We start from the raw sequence: 18,794 nt of genomic DNA on the forward strand, positions 1-18,794 counted from the left end.
CATAGGAAGGTGACGACGATGCGGATGGTCTTCGGACGGGCGATGCTGGCTCTGGTTCTGTCGGCGGCTGTCACGCCGGCCCTGGCCCACACCGGAATTGGCCCGGTGCATGGCTTCACGGCCGGCCTGATGCATCCGCTGTTCGGGCTCGATCATGTGATGGCGATGATCGCGGTCGGTCTGTGGGCCGGCCTGGTCGGCGGCAAGGCGCGGTGGGCCTATCCGCTCGCCTTCGTCGGCATGATGGTCGTGGCCGGCTTGTGGGGCATGTCGGGCCTGCCGCTGCCGGGTGTCGAAATCGGCATCGCGGCATCCGTGATCGCGCTTGGCTTCGCCATCGCGTTCGGCCTCGTGCCGCCGTTGGCCGCCGGAACGGCCGCCTGCGCCGTTTTCGCGATCTTCCATGGCCATGCCCATGGCGCCGAACTGCCGGAGGGCGCGAGCAGCACCGGCTATGCGCTCGGCTTTGTCGTGGCGACGGTGGCGCTGCACGGCGCGGGGCTTGGCCTTGCGGCGGCGCTCGCCGCGCGTGCTCCGCTGCTGGCGCGCATTGCGGGCGGCGGCCTCGTGCTCGCGGGCGCGGCGCTGCTGCCGGGCTGACGGAGGCCCGCATTTCGGGCTCCCCCATGAGACCAGCCCTGAAAATCCTGATCGTCGATGCCAATCCGGTGCGCGCGGCCATCATCGACGAGGGTCTGCGCGAGGCGGGTTTCACCGACCTCGTCCGCATCGGCGCGACCAACGGTCTCGTCGCCGCGATCGAGACGCATGATCCCGACGTCGTCGTGATCGATCTCGAAGACCCCAGCCGCGACGCGCTGGCCGACATGTTCCTGGTCAGCCGCAGCGTGAAACGGCCCATCACCATGTTCGTCGACCAGTCCGATTCCGCCTCGATCGAGGCCGCCGTCGAGGCCGGCGTCTCCGCCTATATCGTCGACGGGCTGAAGAAGGAGCGCATGCAGCCGATCCTCCAGACCTGCATCAGCCGTTTCAACGCCTTCCGCAAACTGCGCGAGGAACTCGATGAGGCCCGCTCGCAGCTGGAGGAGCGCAAGCTGATCGACCGGGCCAAGGGCGTCGTCATGCGCCTGAAGGGCCTGGCCGAAGAGGAGGCTTACGCGCTGCTGCGAAAGACCGCGATGAACGAGAAGCGCAAGCTCGTTGACATCGCGCGCTCCATCATCACAGCCGCCGAGGTGCTGAAATGACCCTGCATCTTCGTGTCGGCTTCATGCCGCTGATCGACTGCTCGCTGGTGATTCTGGCGAAGGACGAGGGCTTCGCCGAGGCGCAGGGGCTCAACCTCGAACTCGTACGCGAAATCTCCTGGTCCAATCTGCGCGACAAGCTCAATGTCCGCCTGTTCGACGCCGCCCACATGCTCGGACCGGCGGCGGTGGCCGCGACACTCGGCATCGGCGGCGTCAAGGCGCCGATGGCGGTCCCGATCGCGCTCAATCTCGACGGCAGCGCGATCACCATCTCCGTGCGTCGCTTCGAGGAGATGACGCGCCTCGGCGACGGCGACATGGCCGATCCCGCGGTGTCCGCGAGTGCGCTCGCCGCCATGGTCGCGCGGCGCAAGGCGTCGGGCCTGCCGCCATTGACGTTTGCGGCCGTCTTCGGCTTTTCAAGCCATACCTATCTGCTCTGCGACTGGCTGGCCAAGGGCGGCCTGAAGCTCGGCGAGGATATCCGTTTCGAAGTCGTGCCGCCGCCGCAGACGGTCGAGGCGCTGACCAGCGGGCGGATCGACGGCTTCTGCGCCGGCGCGCCCTGGAATGCCGCAGCCGTCGCCGCGGGGATCGGCGCGATGGTGCTGTGCGGCACCGATTTGCGCTGCGATTGCCCCGACAAGGTGCTGGCCTGGCGCGCCGACGACGCCGAACGCCGAGTCGAGGCCGTCTCGAAACTCAATGCCGCGATCCTGTGTGCGAGCGAGTGGGCCTGCCAGCCCGAAAATCTCGGCCGTCTTGCGCTGCACCTGTCGAAGCCGGATCGCCTGGCGCTGCCGGTCGAAATCCTCGAGCCCGCGCTGAACGGGGAATTGCGCCAGGGCGCTGGGCGGCCACCGCGGCAGGTCGAGCGCTTCATCCGCTTCGACCGCGAGGCGCTGCGGCCCAATCCCGACCACGCCGCCTGGATTCTTGGCGGGATGGAGCAGGCCGGGCAGGTCGTCGCGATCCCTGATCTCCACGAGCAGGCGCGGGCGATCTTCCGGCCTGCTCTCTTTGCAGGCAATCGCTCTCAATCTTGAGGTGCTGCGCGTTTTTTATGCGAATGCAGGCCAATTGTGCACCGCAATACGACGTCTCCGGCGCGCCTTCTCGCTCGGGAATTTTCGCTAACCTATTGTAATTCCAGAGAAACTGAATCTTTCGAGAGTTGGCACGATCTTTGTAATGTTTGGTGCAGCGCGGCCAACGCTGCCCGCGCCATCCCGATCTTGAATGCACAGCAACGCCGCTGTCGAAAAGTGCCCATTGGGTGCGTTTCGCGCGGCGTTTTCGTTTTCGGGCTGGTTGCGGCGGCACGAGACAAACCGGACAAGAGGCTTTTCGATGATCGAGACTGTCGAGACCAAGGGTGGGACGACCACAGCGTCCGGCGCCAGCCGCCGCCAACTGCTGAAGCTTTCGGGCACAGCCGCGCTCCTGAGCGCCGCACGCCTCGCACTTCCTTCGGGCGCCTTCGCCCAGGCCGCGGGGCCCGAGGTCAAGGGAACGCGCCTCGGCTACATCGCGCTGACCGACGCCGCGCCGCTGATCATCGCCAAGGAGAAGGGCATCTACGCCAAATACGGCTTGCCCGACATGGACATCGCCAAGCAGGCCTCCTGGGGCGCGACGCGCGACAACATGGCGCTCGGCTTCAAGGCGAACGGTATCGACGGCGGTCACATCCTGTCGCCAAAGCCGTATCTCTATTCGACCGGCAAGGTGATGCAGAACAGCCAGCCGCTGCCGATGTACACGCTGCTGCGACTGAACGAGGACTGCCAGGGCCTCTCGGTCTCCAACGAATACAAGGATTTGCCGGTCGGCACCGATTCCTCCGCGTTGAAGGAGGCCTTCGCCAAGAAGAAGGCCGCCGGCAAGGAGGTCAAGGCCGCGATGACCTTCCCGGGCGGCACCCATGATCTCTGGATCCGCTACTGGCTCGCCGCCGGCGGCATCGACCCCGACAGCGACGTCTCGACCATCGTCGTGCCGCCCGCGCAGATGGTGGCGAATATGAAGGTCGGCACCATGGACTGTTTCTGCGTCGGCGAGCCCTGGAACGAGCAGCTCGTCAACCAGAACATCGGCTTCACGGCCTGCACCACCGGGGAGGTCTGGTTCAAGCACCCCGAAAAGGTGCTCGGCATGCGCGCTGACTTCGTCGACCAGAACCCGAAGGCCACGATGGCCCTCATGCTGGCGACCATGGAAGCCCAGATGTGGTGCGAAAAGATGGAGAACAAGCAGGAGATGGCCGAGATCATCGGTCGTCGCCAGTGGTTCAATGTCCCGGTGGCCGACATCATCGGCCGCATCAAGGGCGACATCAATTATGGGCGCGGCAAGACGGCGTCGGGCTCCAACCTGCTGATGAAGTTCTGGGGCGAGGGTGGTTCGGTCTCCTATCCCTGGAAGAGCCTCGACAGCTGGTTCGTCACCGAAAATATCCGCTGGGGCAAATTCGACACCAACACCGACGTCAAGGCGCTCGTCGACAAGGTCAACCGCTCCGACCTCTGGCTCGAGGCGGCCAAGACGCTGGGCGTGGCAAATCCGCCGAAGGGCGATTCGCGTGGCGTCGAGACCTTCTTCGACGGCATGAAGTTCGATCCGGCCGCGCCGATGGACTACCTCAAGGCGCTCAAGATCAAGCGGATCGCCTGATCCATGGCCGAGCCGCTGATCATCGTCGGGAAAGGCATGGCCGCGACGCGGCTGGTCGACGAGCTCAGCCAGCGCGCGCTCGGCCGCTATTCCATCGCGGTGATCGGGGCCGAGGCACGGCTCGCCTATAACCGGGTGCTGCTCTCGCCGCTGCTGGCGGGAGAGATCGGCGAGCCCGATATCGAGCTCAAGCCCGCCGCCTGGTGGAAGGCGCGCGGCGTCTCGACGATCTATGGCCGCAGCGTTGAAGCCATCGATCGCGCGGCCAGAACCGTGACGCTCGCCGATGGCCTGAGTCTGCCCTACGGCAAGCTCGTCCTCGCGACGGGCTCGAAGCCGCTGAAGCCGCCCTTTCCCGGCGGCGAGCTGCCGGGCGTCGCGACCTTCCGCGACACGGCCGATGTCGGTCTGATGCGAGCTTATGCCGAGCGCGGCGCGAACATCGTCGTCATCGGCGGCGGCCTGCTCGGTCTGGAAGCCGCTTACGGCCTCGCGAAAGCCGGTGGCAAGGTTACGCTGCTGCATCTCGTCGACCGGCTGATGGAACGCCAGCTCGATGCCGAGGGTGCGGCGCTGCTCGCCGCGGCCATGGGCGAGCGTGGCATCACGGTCCGGCTCAACAGCGCCACCAAAGGCTTCGTCGGGGTCGACAAGGTCGAGGGCGTCGAACTGCAGGACGGCACGGTCATTCCCGCCGATCTCGTCGTCATCGCCATCGGCGTCCGGCCCAACACCGATCTCGCCAGGGCCGCCGGGCTGAACGTCAAGCGCGGCGTCGTCGTTGATGATCGCCTGGCGAGCGACGACCCCGCGATCTTCGCCATCGGCGAATGCGCCGAGCATCGCGGCAGCGTCTACGGGCTGGTCGAGCCGGCCTATGAGCAGGCGCGCGTGCTCGCGACATGCCTTGCCGGCAGGGCTGCCGCCTATGCCGGCTCGCTGCTCTCGACCAATCTCAAGGTCAGCGGCGTCGGCGTGTTCTCGGCGGGAGAGTTCGAGGCTGGCGCCGGGGCCGAGACGCTGGTGCTGCGCGATGGCGCCGCCGGCATCTACCGCAAATTCGTGCTGCGCGAAGGCCGGCTTTCCGGCTGCGTTCTCGTCGGCGACACCAAGGGCGCGCTGTTCTATCTCGGCCTGATCCGCTCCGGGCAGGACATCTCGGCGATCCGGGCCGATCTGCCCTTCGGAGAACCCTACTGCGCAAATATTCGCATCCCGGAGGCCGCCTGACATGCGTGTCGACGACGCCATGCCCGGTCCCGGCGTTCCCGATGGCGCGGTTCGCACGACCTGCCCCTATTGCGGCGTCGGTTGCGGCGTGCTCGCGACACCCGATGGCAAGGGCGGTGCGGCAATCGCGGGCGACTTAGACCATCCCGCCAATCTCGGCCGGCTCTGCTCGAAGGGCTCGGCGCTCGGCGAGACACTGGGGCTCGGCAAGCGCGTCCTGCATCCGATGAAGCGCAACGCGGCCGGCGGCTACGACCGCGTCACCTGGGATCTCGCGCTCGATGCGGTGGCGGAGGGCCTGCGCTCGATCATCCGTCGGGACGGGCCCGAGGCGGTCGCCTTCTATCTTTCGGGGCAACTGCTGACCGAGGACTATTACGTCGCCAACAAGCTGATGAAGGGCTTCATCGGCTCAGCCCATGTCGACACCAATTCGCGGCTCTGCATGTCGTCGACGGTCGCCGGCCACAAGCGGGTGCTCGGCTCCGACACCGTGCCGGGGAACTACGAGGATCTCGACTGCGCCGATCTCATCGTGCTCGTCGGCTCCAACACCGCCTGGTGCCACCCGGTGCTGTTTCGCCGCATGCAGCAGAACCGCAGCCAGCGTGGCGCCAAAATAGTGGTCATCGATCCTCGCGTCACCGCGACCGCCGAAGACGCCGACATGGTGCTGCCGCTGCGGCCGGGCTCCGACAGCGTCCTCTTCGCCGGGCTGCTGGTCCATCTCGATTCAAACAGGCTTACCGACCAGACCTATCTCGCCCGCCATGTCGCAGACTTCGAGGCGACGCTGGAGAACGCTCGCGCGATCGCTCCGAGCATCGCCGTCGTGGCGGCGCGGACCGGACTGAGCCCGGCCGAGATCTCGGCCTTCTACGCGCTCTGGGCCGGCACGCCCAACGTCGTCACGGCCTGGAGCCAGGGCGTCAACCAGTCGGCGCAGGGCACCGACAAGGTCGCCTCGATCCTGCACTGCCATCTCGCCACCGGCCGCATCGGCCGCCCGGGTGGCGGGCCGTTCTCGCTGACCGGCCAGCCCAACGCCATGGGCGGGCGCGAGGTCGGCGGCCTCGCCAACATGCTGGCCGCCCATATGGGCTATTCGGCGGTTGAGATCGACCGTGTCCGCCGCTTCTGGAATGCGCCTAACATGGCGCAGTCCGAGGGGCTGAAGGCCGTGGCGATGCTCGACGCTGTCGCCGACAAGCGCATCAAGGCGGTCTGGGTGATAGCGACCAACCCGGCCGTCTCGCTGCCGCGCGCCGACCACGTCAAGGCGGCGCTCGCGGGGCTCGATCTCTTCGTCGTCTCCGAGAACGTCATCTCCAACGATACGCTGGCTGCCGGCGCGCATTTCATTCTGCCTGCCGCCGCCTGGGGCGAGAAGGACGGCACGGTCACCAATTCCGAGCGGCGCATCTCGCGCCAGCGCGCCTTCCTGCCCCTGCCGGGAGAGGTCAGGCCGGATTGGTGGATCATCTGCGAGGTCGCCCGGCGTCTCGGCTTCACGCAAGGGTTCGGCTACACGCAGGTCTCGCAGATCTATGCCGAGCACGCTGCGCTCTCGGCCTTCGAGAACGACGGCAGCCGCGATTTCGACATCGGCGCTCATGCCGGGCTGCCGAACCGCGCTTATGACGCGCTGAGGCCGGTGCAGTGGCCGGTCACGGTCGGCCGCCCGCTCGGTACGGCGCGCCTCTTCGCCGATGGCGGGTTCTTCGGACCCGATCGCAAGGCGCAGATGCGGCCGCTGGCCGCACCCGCTCTCGCCGCGCAGACCAGCGAGGCGCTGCCGCTTCTGCTCAACACCGGCCGTGTCCGCGACCACTGGCACACGATGACGCGCACGGGCCTGAGCGCGCGCCTTTCCGCGCATGTCAGCGAGCCCGGCGTCTTCGTGCATCCCGCCGACGCCGCCCGCTTTGGCCTCGTCGATGCAGGATTTGCCCGCATCGCGAACACGCACGGCGCGGTCGTTCTCAAGGTCATCATCGATCCTGGCGCACAGAAAAACGTGCTCTTCGCGCCGATCCACTGGTCGGGCGAGACGGCCTCCGACGGGCGCATCGGCGCCGCCGTGCATCCGGCCGTCGATCCCTATTCCGGCCAGCCCGAGTTGAAGGCGACTCCGGTCTCGATCGAACCTGTCGCTTACGCCGCACAGGGCTTCGTCCTCTCTCGCGACAGCTTCGTCCTGCCGGCCGGCAGCTGGTGGGCGCGGCTCGCCGTCGAGGGCGGCGAAGGCCGGCTCTTTGCCAGCGACGCAAGCGTGGACGAGCTGATGGCGCATATGCGCGCGGCCTTCGACGACGACAGCCTGACCGAGATGATCGATCGCGAAGGCGGTGTCTATCGTTGCGCCGTGACCCGCGAAGGCAGGCTGGAGGCTGCGCTTTTCGTTGCTCCCGCCGGTCGCGCGCCGCTCTGGGACACGGTCAAACTCGCCTTCGCCGATCCGTCTGCCGTGCCCGAGAACCGGCTCGCGCTGCTTGCCGGCCGCCGGCTCGACGGCGCCGCCGATCCCGGCCCGACCGTCTGCGCGTGCTTCGGCGTCGGCCTGAACACCATCCGCGCCGCCTTCGCTAGCGGCGGCGCACTGACGCCCGAGGATATCGGCCGCCAGCTCAAGGCTGGCACGAATTGTGGTTCGTGCCAGCCGGAAATCCGGCGCATCGGCGCGCAATCGCGCGAGACGGTGGCGGCATGAGCAGCGCTTTCGAACGGATCAACCAGAGGAGTCCCGGCATGGGTCAGGCTGTCTTGAAGAACGCGACGGCAGGGGCGAAAGTCGTCGCGCTGCCGGGTATGAAGGCCGAGGTCGTGGCGCTGCCCGTCGTCGCGAGCAAACCGCTGCTGGAGCGGCTGGCGCCCTGGTTCACGGCCGTTGTCGTCAACGTCGTGCCGCCGCTGATCACGGTCGCGCTGATCCTGCTGTTCTGGCAGCTTGCGGCGCATGGCCCGCAATCCTCGCTGCCGACGCCGACCAAGATCTGGAGCGAGGCGAAGGACCTGATCACCGAACCGTTCTTCTGGAACGGATCGCAGGATATCGGGCTGGGCTGGCGCATCCTGGTATCGCTCCAGCGCGTCGCCATCGGCTTCAGCCTCGCGGCGATCGTGGGCGTGCTGCTGGGAGCGCTCGTCGGCCAGTCGGTCTGGGCGATGCGCGGTCTCGATCCGGTTTTCCAGGTGCTGCGCACCGTGCCGCCGCTGGCCTGGCTGCCGCTCTCGCTCGCCGCCTTCCGCGACAGCCAGCCCTCGGCCATCTTCGTGATCTTCATCACCGCGATCTGGCCGGTGATCATCAACACGGCGGTCGGCATCCGCAACATCCCGCAGGATTACCGCAACGTCGCGAAGGTGCTGCGGCTGAACCAGGTCGAGTTCTTCTTCAAGATCATGGTGCCCTCGGCCGCGCCCTACATCTTCACCGGTCTTCGCATCGGCGTCGGCCTGTCCTGGCTCGCGATCGTCGCAGCCGAAATGCTGACCGGCGGCGTCGGCATCGGCTTCTTCATCTGGGATGCGTGGAACTCGTCGCGCCTGTCCGACATCATCGTGGCGCTGGTCTACATCGGCGTGGTCGGCTTCGTGCTCGACCGCCTCGTCGCCTTCGTCGGCTCGATCGTCACCCGCGGCACCCTGACCCAATAAGGAGGCGAAGATGAGCTATCTCAAGATCGATCACGTCGACAAGCGCTTCCAGCACGGCAGCGCCACCACCGAAGTGCTGAAGGACGTCAACCTCGTCATCGACAAGGGCGAATACGTCTCGGTCATCGGCCATTCCGGCTGCGGCAAGTCGACCCTGCTCAACATCATCGCGGGCCTGACGCCGGTCTCGACGGGCGCGGTCCTGCTCGAGGGCAAGGAGGTCAACGCGCCCGGTCCAGAACGCGCCGTGGTTTTCCAGAACCACTCGCTGCTGCCCTGGCTCACTGTCTACGACAACGTCGCGCTCGCCGTGAACAAGGTCTTCGGCTCGACCAGGAGCAGGGCGCAGCGGCATGACTGGATCATGCACAATCTCGACCTTGTCCAGATGGGCCACGCGAAGGACAAGCGCCCCGCCGAGATCTCGGGCGGCATGAAGCAGCGCGTCGGCATCGCGCGCGGGCTGGCGATGGAGCCCAAGATCCTGCTGCTCGACGAGCCTTTCGGCGCGCTCGACGCGCTGACGCGGGCGCATCTGCAGGATTCGATCATGCAGATCCATGCGACGCTGGGAAACACGATGATCATGATCACCCATGACGTCGACGAGGCCGTGCTGCTCTCGGACCGCATCGTGATGATGACGAACGGTCCCTCCGCCCGCATCGGCGAGGTGCTCGACGTGCATCTGGAACGGCCTCGCAAGCGTCTCGAACTGGTCTCCGACCGCACCTACATCGCAGCCCGCGAAGCGGTGCTGAAGTTCCTCTACGAGCGCCACCGCTTCGTCGAGGCGGCGTGATGCTGGGTTTGGTGCAGGGAGCGTCGCTGCGCGTATCCTTCTCCCCTCGGGGGAGAAGGTGGCAGCGCGAAGCGCTGACGGATGAGGGAAGGACGACTGTCCGCTCACCCGGTCTTCCCTCATCCGACCCGGCTGCGCCAGGCCACCTTCTCCCCCGAGGGGAGAAGGGAAAGCGGCAACCATGAGCGACGATTTCACCCCCGAGCAGAAGCGCTATCTCGAAGGCTTCACGAGCGGCATGCAGTCGGCCCGCACGGCGCGGGGCTTAGGTCCGCTTGGCGGTGCTCCGGGCGCTGGCGGCAAGGCCGCGCCGGCAGGCCCCGACCGGGAGCATCAGGAGGCCCAGGCGAAGACCGTCGCGGCCGGCGGCAAGCTCGTCGATCAGGAGAAGTGGAAGGCTGCCGAGCACCCGTTCGACGCCTATTCCCGCTTCAAGACACAGGCCGAAGCCGGCACCTATCCCAAGCCGGAAGACAATTTCCGCTGGCGTTATCACGGCCTGTTCTACGTCGCGCCGGCCCAGAACAGCTATATGTGCCGCCTGCGCATCCCCAATGGCATCCTCAAAGCCTGGCAGTTCGCCGGCGTCGCCGATCTCGCCGAGCGGCTCTGCGGTCCCTACAGCCACGTCACCACCCGCGCCAATCTTCAGGTCCGCGAGATCAGCGCCGAGAACGCACCGCTCCTGATCGAAGGCCTCGCCGATCTTGGCCTGACGGCAAAAGGCTCCGGCGCCGACAACATCCGCAACGTCACCGGCTCCGCGACTGCAGGCGTCGATCCGCTCGAACTGCTCGATACTCGCCCCCATGCCCGCGCCTGGCATCACCACATCCTGAACGACCGCTCGCTTTACGGCCTGCCGCGCAAGTTCAACGTCGCCTTCGACGGCGCCGGCTCGATCGCGACGCTTGAAGACACCAACGACATCGGCTTTCAGGCGATCGAGGTCGGGGAGGGCGCGTCTTTCGACGGCCAGCCGGTCGCGTCCGGCATCTGGTATCGTCTCGCGCTGGGCGGCATCACTGGCCACCACGATCTCGCCCGCGATACCGGCGTCGTCGTCGCACCCTCGGATGCTGTCGCGGTTGCCGATGCGGTTGTGCGCGTCTTCATCGCCAACGGCGACCGCACCGATCGCAACAGGTCGCGGCTGAAATACGTCCTCGATGCCTGGGGCTTCGACAAATTCCTGGCCGCCGTCGAGGAGAAGCTCGGTCGCAGGCTGGTCCGCCTCGACGCCGCCTTCGTCAAGCCGCGCCCGGTCTATGACCGGCTCGCCCATATCGGCGTTCACAAGCAGAGCCAGCCGGGGCTGAACTGGATCGGCGTCGCGCTGCCTGTCGGCAAGCTGACCGTCGCTCAGATGCGCACCATCGCTGCGATCTCGCAAAGCACCGGCGACGGCGATATCCGCCTGACCGTCTGGCAAAACCTGCTGATCTCCGGCGTGCCCGATGCCAAGGTCGACGACGTCGTCGCAAACCTCCAGGCCATCGGCCTCTCCGCCGAGACTTCGATCCTGCGCGCGGGGCTGATCGCCTGCACGGGTGCGACCGGCTGTAAATTCGCCGCAGCCCACACCAAGGAGGACGCACTCGCCATCGCCGCCCATTGCGAGCCGCGCATCGCGCTGGATGCCCCGGTCAACATCCATCTGACCGGCTGCCACCATTCCTGCGCCCAGCATTACATCGGCGATATCGGCCTGATCGGCGCGAAGGTGCCCGTCAACGAGGATGGCGACACCGTGCCGGGTTACGACCTGCTCGTCGGCGGCGGCTACGGCGTCGATGGCGGCATGGCGCGGCCCTTCCGCGAGCAGGTGAAGGCGCAGGACGCGCCCGCTCTGGTCGAGGCGATCCTGCGGACCTGGGCGACGCATCGCGCTGCGCCCGACGAGAGCTTCGTCGCCTTCGCCCGGCGCCACGAGATCGAGGCGCTGCAGGCGCTGGTCGCCCAGACCGGAGAGGCGGCATGAGCGCTGAACCGCATAGCCGTCATGGTCGGCCTTGTGCCGACCATCCACGTCTTCCGTCGTCGCGCTCTACGATCAAGACGTGGATGCTCGCCACAAGGGCGAGCATGACGGAAGGGGTGTCTCGATGACCGTCCAGTCCCCATCCCCCATCGTTCAGGTTTTGCCCGAGACCGCGCCGTTCAGCGAGGAACAGCGTTCCTGGCTGAACGGCTTCTTCGCCGGCCTGCTCTCGCTCGACAATGCCGGCGTCACCGCGCTGTCGCCGGCTGAGAACGCCGCCGTGATGGGCGAGGTCGATGACGGCGCGCCCTGGCACGATCCGGCGATGGAGATGGCGCAGCGCATGGCGCTGGCCGAGGGGAAGCCCTTGCCGCGCAAGCTTTTCGCCGCGATGGCGCAGCAGGATTGCGGCCAGTGCGGCTATGTCTGCGAGACCTATTCGGCCGCGATCGCGCAGGGCAAGGAGCCGCGCCTCAACCTCTGCGCGCCCGGCGGCAAGGACACGCTGCGGATGCTCAAGACGCTGACGGACGAAGCCGGCTCCGCGCCGGCGCCCGCCGCTGAAGCCATGCCGGCCGCTCCCGCCGGTCCGCTCGGCCGTTGCCGCGAGAACCCGGCGCTCGCCACTTTCCTGTCGCGCCGCAAGCTCAATGGCGAGGGCTCCGAAAAGGAGACCTGGCATGTCGAGTTCGATCTCTCGGAATGCGGGCTCGACTACATCGTCGGCGACGCCTTCGGCATCGTCGCGCAAAACGATCCGCGCCTTGCCGACGCCGTCATCGCGCTGCTCGGCGCCCGGCCCGATGCCGATATCGGCGGCAAGAGCCTGCGCGATATCCTCATCGCGGAGCGCGCGCTCGGCCCCGCGCCCGACGCCCTGTTCCAGCTTATCTCCTATGTCACCGGCGGCGAAACCCGCGCCAAGGCAAAGCGGCTGGCGGCGGGCGAGGATCCCGATGGCGATCTCGACCGGCTTGACGTGTTCGGTACGCTGCACAAGTTCTCGCAGGCGAGGCTCTCGGCCGAGGCCTTCGTCGAGGCGCTCGATCCGCTGCAGCCACGGCTCTACTCGATCTCGTCCTCGCATGTCGCGACGCCCGGCAGGATCACGCTGACGGTGGATACGGTGCGTTACAAGATCGGCACGCGTCCGCGCTGGGGCGTCGCCTCTACCTTCCTCGGCGAACGCGTCCAGCCCGGCGAGAAGGTGCCGGCCTATGTCCAGCGCGCCCACGGCTTCGGCCTGCCGGAAAATCCCGAGACGCCGGTCATCATGTGCGGCCCCGGCACCGGCATCGCGCCGTTCCGCGCCTTCCTGCACGACCGCAGGGCGACCAAGGCGCCGGGCAGGAACTGGCTCTTCTTCGGCCACCAGCGCGCAGCGAGCGACTTCTTTTACGAAGACGAGCTCAAGGCGATGAAGGAGGAGGGCGTGCTCGCCAACCTCACTTTGGCCTGGTCGCGCGACGGCAGTGGAAAGATCTACGTCCAGGACCGCATGCGCGAGCGCGGGGCTGAGCTTTTCGCCTGGCTCGAGCAGGGCGCTCACTTCTACGTCTGCGGCGACGCCAAGCGCATGGCCAAGGATGTCGAGCGCGCCATGGTCGATGTCGTCGCCGAGCACGGCAAGCGCTCGCCCGACGAGGCGGTTGCTTATGTAGCGGCGCTAAAAAAGAGCGGGCGCTATCAGGCGGATGTTTACTGAGGGCGTAGCGCGGACGCCAGCTTCGCTTGCCGCAACGCGGGGTGGTCGCTAGCCTGACGGCTGGTCGATCACGAGGGTCTTCTCGCCATGGCGGACTATGCTGGGCTTGCCGCGAAGGCGCACCTCGTCAATCCCTTGCATTCCGACGTCATGTTCGAGCGTTTCGTCGTGCCTTTTCTGGTCGAGCGCTGGACGGATGCCTATTGCGACGGCTCGGTCAGGACCGATCTCGTCGTCGTTGCAGTCGAGGCCTTTTCCTACCTGTTCGACATCGATACGCAGCGGCTCGTCTCGGCCTGGGGCGTGAGCGCCGGTCGTCATGGCGGGGCGCGCGACAAGTCGCGCATGGCCGGCCATCCGCTGAGCGCCGGCCAGCTTTATCACCGTGGCCACGCCATTCCCCATACGCTCGGCGGCCAGACCGACATCAATCTCGTCCCCCAGCTCGGCAGCATCAATATCGGGCCGTTCCGCCCGTTGGAGAAGAAGGCCGTGGCGACACCTGGCGCGTTCTACTTCACGCATTGGGCCTATGGCCCGACCGCGTCGCAGACACCCATTGGGGTCGACCAGGGCCTGCTGGTGCCGGGTTTTCCACCTGAGATTACGGTGCATAGCAATTGATGCCGGCACTCCCGGCCGCCGCATGTCGGCCTTCGTCATGCCGTTGTCACAACCCTGCGCCATCCGGCCTTACGCCGCGCTTCCGCGTCACGGCAGGGAGAATGACGTGACGATCAGGATCAGCGGCGGCCGCGCGCTGCTCGACGATTTCGAGCCTTGCGACATCGTGCTCGACGGTCCGGTGATCGCGGCTCTCGATGCCGCCGCGCCTGCCGATGGGCTGCATCTCGACGCGACCGGCCTGCTCGTCCTGCCCGGCATCGTCGACATCCATGGCGACGCCTTCGAGCGCCACATCATGCCGCGCCCCGGCGTCTCCTTCGATATCGATCTCGCCTTGCGCGATGCCGACCGGGCGATGCTCGCCTGCGGCATCACCACCGCCTTCCATGGCGTGACCTGGTCATGGGAGCCCGGCCTGCGCGGGGCGGACAATGCGCGCGCGCTGGTCGCCGCGATCGTGCGCCTGCAGCCGGAACTCGGGGCCGACACCCGCTTCCATCTGCGCCACGAAATCTTCAACCTCGCGGCAGAGACCGAGATCGCCGACTGGCTCGCTACGGGCCGCATCGGCGCGCTCGCCTTCAACGACCACACGCCGGGCATCTTCAAGGACGCCGTGAGGCCGGGCAAGATCGCCAAGATGGTCGAGCGCACCGGTTTGTCCGAAGCAGCCTTCATGACGCTGGCCCATGATGTCTTCGGCCGCGAGAGCGAGGTGCCGGCCTCGGTCGCGCGCCTTGCGGAGGCAGCGCGCGCCGCCGGCGTGCCGATGCTGTCCCATGACGACATGTCGCCGGTGATGCGCCGCGATTATCGCGCGCTTGGCGTCGGCGTCGCCGAATTCCCGCTCGACGTCGAGACCGCGCGCGAGGCAGGCGACCATGGCGAGGCGATCGTCTTCGGCGCGCCCAATGTCGTGCGCGGCGGCTCGCATCTGGGTTGCCCCGGGGCGGAGGAGATGGTTCGCGCCGGGCTCTGCACCATTCTGGCTTCGGACTACTACTATCCCGCGCTGCCGCTCGCGCCCTTCATCCTGGCGCGCAACGGCTCCGCGAAACTGGCGGACGCATGGCGTCTGGTGTCGCAGTCTCCGGCGCGGGCGTTCGGTCTCGATGACCGGGGCGCCATTGCCGAGGGAAAGCGCGCCGATCTCGTGCTGGTCGAGGATGGCGCGCAGCCGCGTATCGTCGCGACCATCGCAGGTGGCCGGCTGGTGCACCTCGCCGACCAGCGCATTCTGGGCTGACGACATCCTGGCCTGACGACATCCTGGCCTGACGAAAAGTCGCAGCCGGGAACCATGCGCGACCTTGCGGGATTACCGAACCGGAGCAGCCGTCGCCGCTCCGGTTCGGGAGTTGCGCATGTCCAGCACAGTCGTCGCGTCCGCAACGTCCCGGCCGGCACCCCGGCTCAAACGGACCTCCGCCGCATCGCTGACGATCACGCGCCGGCGCAGCGGCAAGGGTTTTTCCTATCGCGACGCCGACGACAAGCCGGTCAGGGACGCCGGGACGCTCGCCCGCATCCGCGCGCTCGCCATTCCGCCGGCCTATCGCGATGTCCGGATCGCGGACGATCCGCGCGCCCATCTGCAGGCCGTCGGCCATGACGAGGCCGGCCGCATCCAGCATCGCTATCATCCCGATTGGGACAGGGTCCGCGAGCGCCGCAAGCTCAAGCGGCTGCAGCGTCTGGTCGAGGCGCTCCCGAAACTGCGTGCGGCCATCGCCCGCGATCTGAAGGATCGCCAGCCGTCGCGCGACAAGGCGCTGGCCTGCGCCGCCGCCATCATCGACCGCTGCCATATCCGCGTCGGCAACGAGACCTATGCGAAGGAGAACGGCAGCCACGGCGCCTCGACGCTGCTGAAGCGCCATGTCGCGATCAAGGGCAGGCGGATCGAACTCGCCTTTCGCGGCAAGAGCGGCAAGGACATCGCCTGCGTCACGGAGGACCCGGTTCTGGCGCGAGCGCTGGCCAGGGTCATGGCACTGCCGGGACGTCGGCTGCTGCACTACCGGCGCGAGGACGGCACGGTCGCGGAGGTCCGCGCCGGCGAGATCAACGCCTATCTCAAGCGCGTCTGCGGTCTGCCGGTCTCGAGCAAGGATCTGCGCATGCTCGCGGCCAACGCCGCCGCCGCCGAATTGCTGCTGGCGGGCGATGTCGTCGCCAGCGAGAGCGGTCGCAAGCGCCAGCTCGCCGACATCATGCGCGCCATCTCCGAACGCCTGGTCAACACGCCGGCCGTGGTCCGCAAAAGCTATGTCCACGCGATCGTGGTAAGTTCCTACGCCTCGGGCAAGCTCCGGCGCTGCTACGAAAAAGCCCGCGCGAAGGCCGGCTGCTCGCGCATCGAGCGCGCGCTCGGCGCGCTGACGGCCTGAAGCAACCAAGGGTCGCAACCAAGGGTCGCAACGGAGGGTCGCGCGCCAGCCGTTTTTGCGCTAGGTGGCGCTGATGAGCCTTCTGTCGCCCCAGGACCAGCGCTTCAGCGTCGCGCCGATGATGGACTGGACCGACCGGCATTGCCGCGTCGTCCATCGCCTGATGTCGCGCCGCGCGCGGCTCTACACCGAAATGGTGACGGCGCAGGCCGTGATCCGGGGCGATCGCGCGCGCCTGATCGGGTTCGATGCCTTCGAGCATTCCGTCGCGCTTCAACTCGGCGGCAACGATCCGGTCAAGCTGGCGGAAGCCGCGCGCATCGGCGCGGATTTCGGCTATGACGAGATCAACCTGAATTGCGGCTGCCCGTCAGACCGGGTTCAGGGCGGCGCTTTTGGCGCCTGCCTGATGCGAGAGCCAAAACTGGTCGGCGACTGCGTCGCGGCGATGAAGGCGGCGGTGTCCATCCCCGTCACGGTGAAATGCCGTATTGGCGTCGACGAGCAGGACCCGGAAGAGGCGCTCGATGCGCTCACAGCGGCGGTGCGCGCGGCCGGCGTCGATGCGCTGATCGTCCATGCGCGAAAAGCCTGGCTCCAGGGCCTCTCGCCCAAGGAGAACCGCGAGGTCCCACCGCTCGACTATGAGCGCGCTTACCGGCTCAAGGACGCCAATCCCGATCTTGTCGTCGCGATCAATGGCGGCATCAAGGCTTCCGCCGAATGGGCCGGCCATCTCGCCCGGCTCGACGGCGTCATGATTGGCCGCGAGGCCTATCAGAATCCGGAAATCCTGCTCCAGGTCGATCCGCTGCTGTTTGGGCAGGACGCGCCTGTTGCGGACGCCTTCGCCATGCTGGAGGCGCTCGAGCCGCATATCGCCGCCCATCTCGAGGGCGGCGGCAGGCTGCACGCCTTCACGCGCCATCTCGTCGGGCTGTTTCCGGGCCGGCGCGGCGCAAGGCAGTTTCGCCGCCATCTCGCCGAGCACTGCGTCGGGCCCGATGCGGGGCTTGCGGATTTGCGGGCGGCGGTCGCTCATGTCGCGCGCCAAGAAGACGCGCGCCAAGAAGACGCGTGCTATGAAGGTCTGCCGCTCGCCGCCGAATAGGATCTCAGATGCCTGAAGCCAGTCTTGCGCCGACGCCGGCCGAGATCACCGCGCGCATCGAGGCGAGCTTTTCCAAACAGGCCTTCATGGCGACGCTCGGCGCAAAGCTGACCCGCGTCTCTCCCGGCGAGGTCGAGATCGAGATGCCGGTTAGCGCGCATCTCACCCAGCAGCACGGTTTCGTCCATGCCGGCGCGGTCGCAACCATTGCCGACTCCGCCTGCGGCTATGCCGCCCTGACGACGATGCCGATGGGCGCGGGCATCCTCACCGCCGAGTTCAAGATCAACCTGCTCGCGCCCGCCGCCGGCGAAAGGCTCGTTGCACGGGGCAGGGTTGTGAAGGCCGGGCGCACCCTCACGCTCGCCATGGCCGAGGTCTTCGCGGTGACGGGCGGCAGCGAGAAGCTCTGCGCCATGATGACCGCGACCTGCATGAGCATCGCCGGTCGCAAGGGCGTCTCCGACTAGGTGCGGGCGGATATCGTCGCGGGGCTTGACGTCGCCTCGCCGGGCGCTTACACTTAACTTAATGGTTAAGTTTCAAGAGACACAGCTCGATCGCACCTTCTCCGCCTTGTCCGACCCGACGAGGCGGGCTTTGCTCGCACGGCTGGAAGGGCAGGACGGCCTGTCGGTCAGCGAGCTGGCGCAGCCCTTCCCGGTCTCGCTGCCGGCGATCATGAAGCATCTCGACGTCCTTTCGGATGCCGGGCTGATCACGCGCTCCAAAGTCGGCCGGACCGTGTCCTGCCGGCTCAGCGCCGAACCGATGGAGGAGGCGATGGCCTGGCTCGCGCGCTATCAGCGGTTCTGGACGGAGCGGCTCGACGCGCTGGAGGCGATGCTGAACGAAAGCCGCGCGAACAGCGCAGGCCGTGACCCGGAGCGGCGCTGAGCGCCTCTCGCCTTCGAGGACGAAGACACCATGAATGCGACGACCCCGGTCAATCCGAGCCTGACGATGAAGCGTCGGCTGAACGCGACGCCGGCCGAAGTATACCGGGCCTGGACCGACCCGACGCTGCTGACGCGCTGGTTTGGCCCCGAGAATGTCGAGACCATCGAGGCCGAGCTCGATCCGCGCGTCGGCGGCGTCTACCGCATCGTCATGCTGGAGAACACCGGCCAGCGCCACCAGATCTCAGGGGCTTACCAGGAGGTTGTCGAGAACGAGCGGCTGGTCTTCAGCTGGTCCTGGATCACGACGCCCGAGCGCGTCTCGCGCGTCACGGTCACACTGAAGCCCGATGGCGACGTCACCATCCTGACGCTGCTGCACGAGCAGCTCTTCGATGAAAAGGCCGTTGTCGGACACACCCATGGCTGGACCGGCTCGATGGTCAAGCTGGAGGCATTTTTCGCCTGACGATGTCGGGCGGAAGACGGGCTGGGGAACAGCCGG

At 67.2% G+C, this 18,794-nt stretch carries 17 protein-coding genes; all 17 read left to right on the forward strand.

Annotated features, from left to right (window positions below; translation table 11 throughout):
• Positions 1 to 18: 18 nt before the first annotated feature.
• Positions 19 to 600 carry a HupE/UreJ family protein gene (locus tag AC1DZY_RS00095; protein WP_476818771.1) on the forward strand — a complete coding sequence of 194 codons (582 nt, stop codon included), beginning with the start codon at positions 19 to 21 and terminating at the stop codon, positions 598 to 600.
• A gap of 26 nt (positions 601 to 626) precedes the next feature.
• Positions 627 to 1,211 carry an ANTAR domain-containing response regulator gene (locus tag AC1DZY_RS00100; RefSeq protein WP_476818017.1) on the forward strand — a complete coding sequence of 195 codons (585 nt, stop codon included), beginning with the start codon at positions 627 to 629 and terminating at the stop codon, positions 1,209 to 1,211.
• Positions 1,208 to 2,260, forward strand: a complete 1,053-nt coding sequence (locus AC1DZY_RS00105; protein ID WP_476818018.1) for a CmpA/NrtA family ABC transporter substrate-binding protein — start codon at positions 1,208 to 1,210, stop codon at positions 2,258 to 2,260. Before AC1DZY_RS00100 ends, AC1DZY_RS00105 begins: the two co-directional genes overlap by 4 nt.
• 304 nt (positions 2,261 to 2,564) lie before the next feature.
• A complete protein-coding gene (locus tag AC1DZY_RS00110) occupies positions 2,565 to 3,887 on the forward strand; it encodes a CmpA/NrtA family ABC transporter substrate-binding protein (protein ID WP_476818019.1) in 1,323 nt (440 codons plus the stop codon).
• A gap of 3 nt (positions 3,888 to 3,890) precedes the next feature.
• The gene (locus AC1DZY_RS00115; protein WP_476818020.1) at positions 3,891 to 5,117 is read left to right on the forward strand and encodes an NAD(P)/FAD-dependent oxidoreductase; all 1,227 of its coding nucleotides are present in this window, start codon (positions 3,891 to 3,893) and stop codon (positions 5,115 to 5,117) included.
• Between the two features lies 1 nt (position 5,118).
• On the forward strand, positions 5,119 to 7,827 hold the full coding sequence (locus AC1DZY_RS00120) for a molybdopterin-dependent oxidoreductase (protein ID WP_476818021.1): 2,709 nt from the start codon (positions 5,119 to 5,121) through the stop codon (positions 7,825 to 7,827).
• A gap of 38 nt (positions 7,828 to 7,865) precedes the next feature.
• Positions 7,866 to 8,774: a nitrate ABC transporter permease gene (ntrB, locus tag AC1DZY_RS00125; protein WP_476818022.1), complete on the forward strand. Its 909-nt coding sequence runs from the start codon at positions 7,866 to 7,868 to the stop codon at positions 8,772 to 8,774.
• 10 nt (positions 8,775 to 8,784) lie between these two features.
• A complete protein-coding gene (locus tag AC1DZY_RS00130) occupies positions 8,785 to 9,576 on the forward strand; it encodes an ABC transporter ATP-binding protein (RefSeq protein WP_476818023.1) in 792 nt (263 codons plus the stop codon).
• A gap of 181 nt (positions 9,577 to 9,757) precedes the next feature.
• Positions 9,758 to 11,557: a NirA family protein gene (locus AC1DZY_RS00135; RefSeq protein WP_476818024.1), complete on the forward strand. Its 1,800-nt coding sequence runs from the start codon at positions 9,758 to 9,760 to the stop codon at positions 11,555 to 11,557.
• A gap of 124 nt (positions 11,558 to 11,681) precedes the next feature.
• Positions 11,682 to 13,262 carry a sulfite reductase subunit alpha gene (locus AC1DZY_RS00140; protein ID WP_476818025.1) on the forward strand — a complete coding sequence of 527 codons (1,581 nt, stop codon included), beginning with the start codon at positions 11,682 to 11,684 and terminating at the stop codon, positions 13,260 to 13,262.
• A gap of 87 nt (positions 13,263 to 13,349) precedes the next feature.
• Positions 13,350 to 13,886 carry a DNA/RNA non-specific endonuclease gene (locus AC1DZY_RS00145; RefSeq protein ID WP_476818026.1) on the forward strand — a complete coding sequence of 179 codons (537 nt, stop codon included), beginning with the start codon at positions 13,350 to 13,352 and terminating at the stop codon, positions 13,884 to 13,886.
• 106 nt (positions 13,887 to 13,992) lie between these two features.
• Entirely contained in the window at positions 13,993 to 15,135 is a 1,143-nt protein-coding gene (locus AC1DZY_RS00150; RefSeq protein ID WP_476818027.1) for an alpha-D-ribose 1-methylphosphonate 5-triphosphate diphosphatase, read from the forward strand.
• Between the two features lie 118 nt (positions 15,136 to 15,253).
• Entirely contained in the window at positions 15,254 to 16,279 is a 1,026-nt protein-coding gene (locus AC1DZY_RS00155) for a DNA topoisomerase IB (RefSeq protein ID WP_476818028.1), read from the forward strand.
• 73 nt (positions 16,280 to 16,352) lie between these two features.
• On the forward strand, positions 16,353 to 17,390 hold the full coding sequence (gene dusA, locus AC1DZY_RS00160; protein WP_476818029.1) for a tRNA dihydrouridine(20/20a) synthase DusA: 1,038 nt from the start codon (positions 16,353 to 16,355) through the stop codon (positions 17,388 to 17,390).
• 8 nt (positions 17,391 to 17,398) lie between these two features.
• Positions 17,399 to 17,860, forward strand: a complete 462-nt coding sequence (locus AC1DZY_RS00165; RefSeq protein ID WP_476818030.1) for a PaaI family thioesterase — start codon at positions 17,399 to 17,401, stop codon at positions 17,858 to 17,860.
• Positions 17,861 to 17,921: 61 nt separating this feature from the next.
• Complete coding sequence (locus tag AC1DZY_RS00170; protein WP_476818031.1) at positions 17,922 to 18,287, forward strand: ArsR/SmtB family transcription factor; 366 nt, start codon at positions 17,922 to 17,924, stop codon at positions 18,285 to 18,287.
• Positions 18,288 to 18,317: 30 nt separating this feature from the next.
• The gene (locus AC1DZY_RS00175) at positions 18,318 to 18,758 is read left to right on the forward strand and encodes an SRPBCC family protein (RefSeq protein ID WP_476818032.1); all 441 of its coding nucleotides are present in this window, start codon (positions 18,318 to 18,320) and stop codon (positions 18,756 to 18,758) included.
• The last annotated feature ends 36 nt before the right edge of the window (positions 18,759 to 18,794 follow it).

Source organism: Allobosea sp. P2_A10 (assembly GCF_056405115.1).

What these genes read in the sequence shown, in the direction of transcription:
- dusA (WP_476818029.1), top strand. Translation starts at nt 16,353, where the DNA reads ATGAGCCTTCTGTCGCCCCAGGACCAGCGCTTCAGCGTCGCGCCGATG.
- AC1DZY_RS00170 (WP_476818031.1), top strand. Translation starts at nt 17,922, where the DNA reads ATGGTTAAGTTTCAAGAGACACAGCTCGATCGCACCTTCTCCGCCTTG.
- AC1DZY_RS00130 (WP_476818023.1), top strand. Translation starts at nt 8,785, where the DNA reads ATGAGCTATCTCAAGATCGATCACGTCGACAAGCGCTTCCAGCACGGC.
- AC1DZY_RS00095 (WP_476818771.1), top strand. Translation starts at nt 19, where the DNA reads ATGCGGATGGTCTTCGGACGGGCGATGCTGGCTCTGGTTCTGTCGGCG.
- AC1DZY_RS00140 (WP_476818025.1), top strand. Translation starts at nt 11,682, where the DNA reads ATGACCGTCCAGTCCCCATCCCCCATCGTTCAGGTTTTGCCCGAGACC.
- AC1DZY_RS00155 (WP_476818028.1), top strand. Translation starts at nt 15,254, where the DNA reads ATGTCCAGCACAGTCGTCGCGTCCGCAACGTCCCGGCCGGCACCCCGG.
- AC1DZY_RS00100 (WP_476818017.1), top strand. Translation starts at nt 627, where the DNA reads ATGAGACCAGCCCTGAAAATCCTGATCGTCGATGCCAATCCGGTGCGC.
- AC1DZY_RS00135 (WP_476818024.1), top strand. Translation starts at nt 9,758, where the DNA reads ATGAGCGACGATTTCACCCCCGAGCAGAAGCGCTATCTCGAAGGCTTC.
- AC1DZY_RS00175 (WP_476818032.1), top strand. Translation starts at nt 18,318, where the DNA reads ATGAATGCGACGACCCCGGTCAATCCGAGCCTGACGATGAAGCGTCGG.
- AC1DZY_RS00145 (WP_476818026.1), top strand. Translation starts at nt 13,350, where the DNA reads ATGGCGGACTATGCTGGGCTTGCCGCGAAGGCGCACCTCGTCAATCCC.
- AC1DZY_RS00115 (WP_476818020.1), top strand. Translation starts at nt 3,891, where the DNA reads ATGGCCGAGCCGCTGATCATCGTCGGGAAAGGCATGGCCGCGACGCGG.
- AC1DZY_RS00120 (WP_476818021.1), top strand. Translation starts at nt 5,119, where the DNA reads ATGCGTGTCGACGACGCCATGCCCGGTCCCGGCGTTCCCGATGGCGCG.
- AC1DZY_RS00110 (WP_476818019.1), top strand. Translation starts at nt 2,565, where the DNA reads ATGATCGAGACTGTCGAGACCAAGGGTGGGACGACCACAGCGTCCGGC.
- AC1DZY_RS00105 (WP_476818018.1), top strand. Translation starts at nt 1,208, where the DNA reads ATGACCCTGCATCTTCGTGTCGGCTTCATGCCGCTGATCGACTGCTCG.
- AC1DZY_RS00165 (WP_476818030.1), top strand. Translation starts at nt 17,399, where the DNA reads ATGCCTGAAGCCAGTCTTGCGCCGACGCCGGCCGAGATCACCGCGCGC.
- ntrB (WP_476818022.1), top strand. Translation starts at nt 7,866, where the DNA reads ATGGGTCAGGCTGTCTTGAAGAACGCGACGGCAGGGGCGAAAGTCGTC.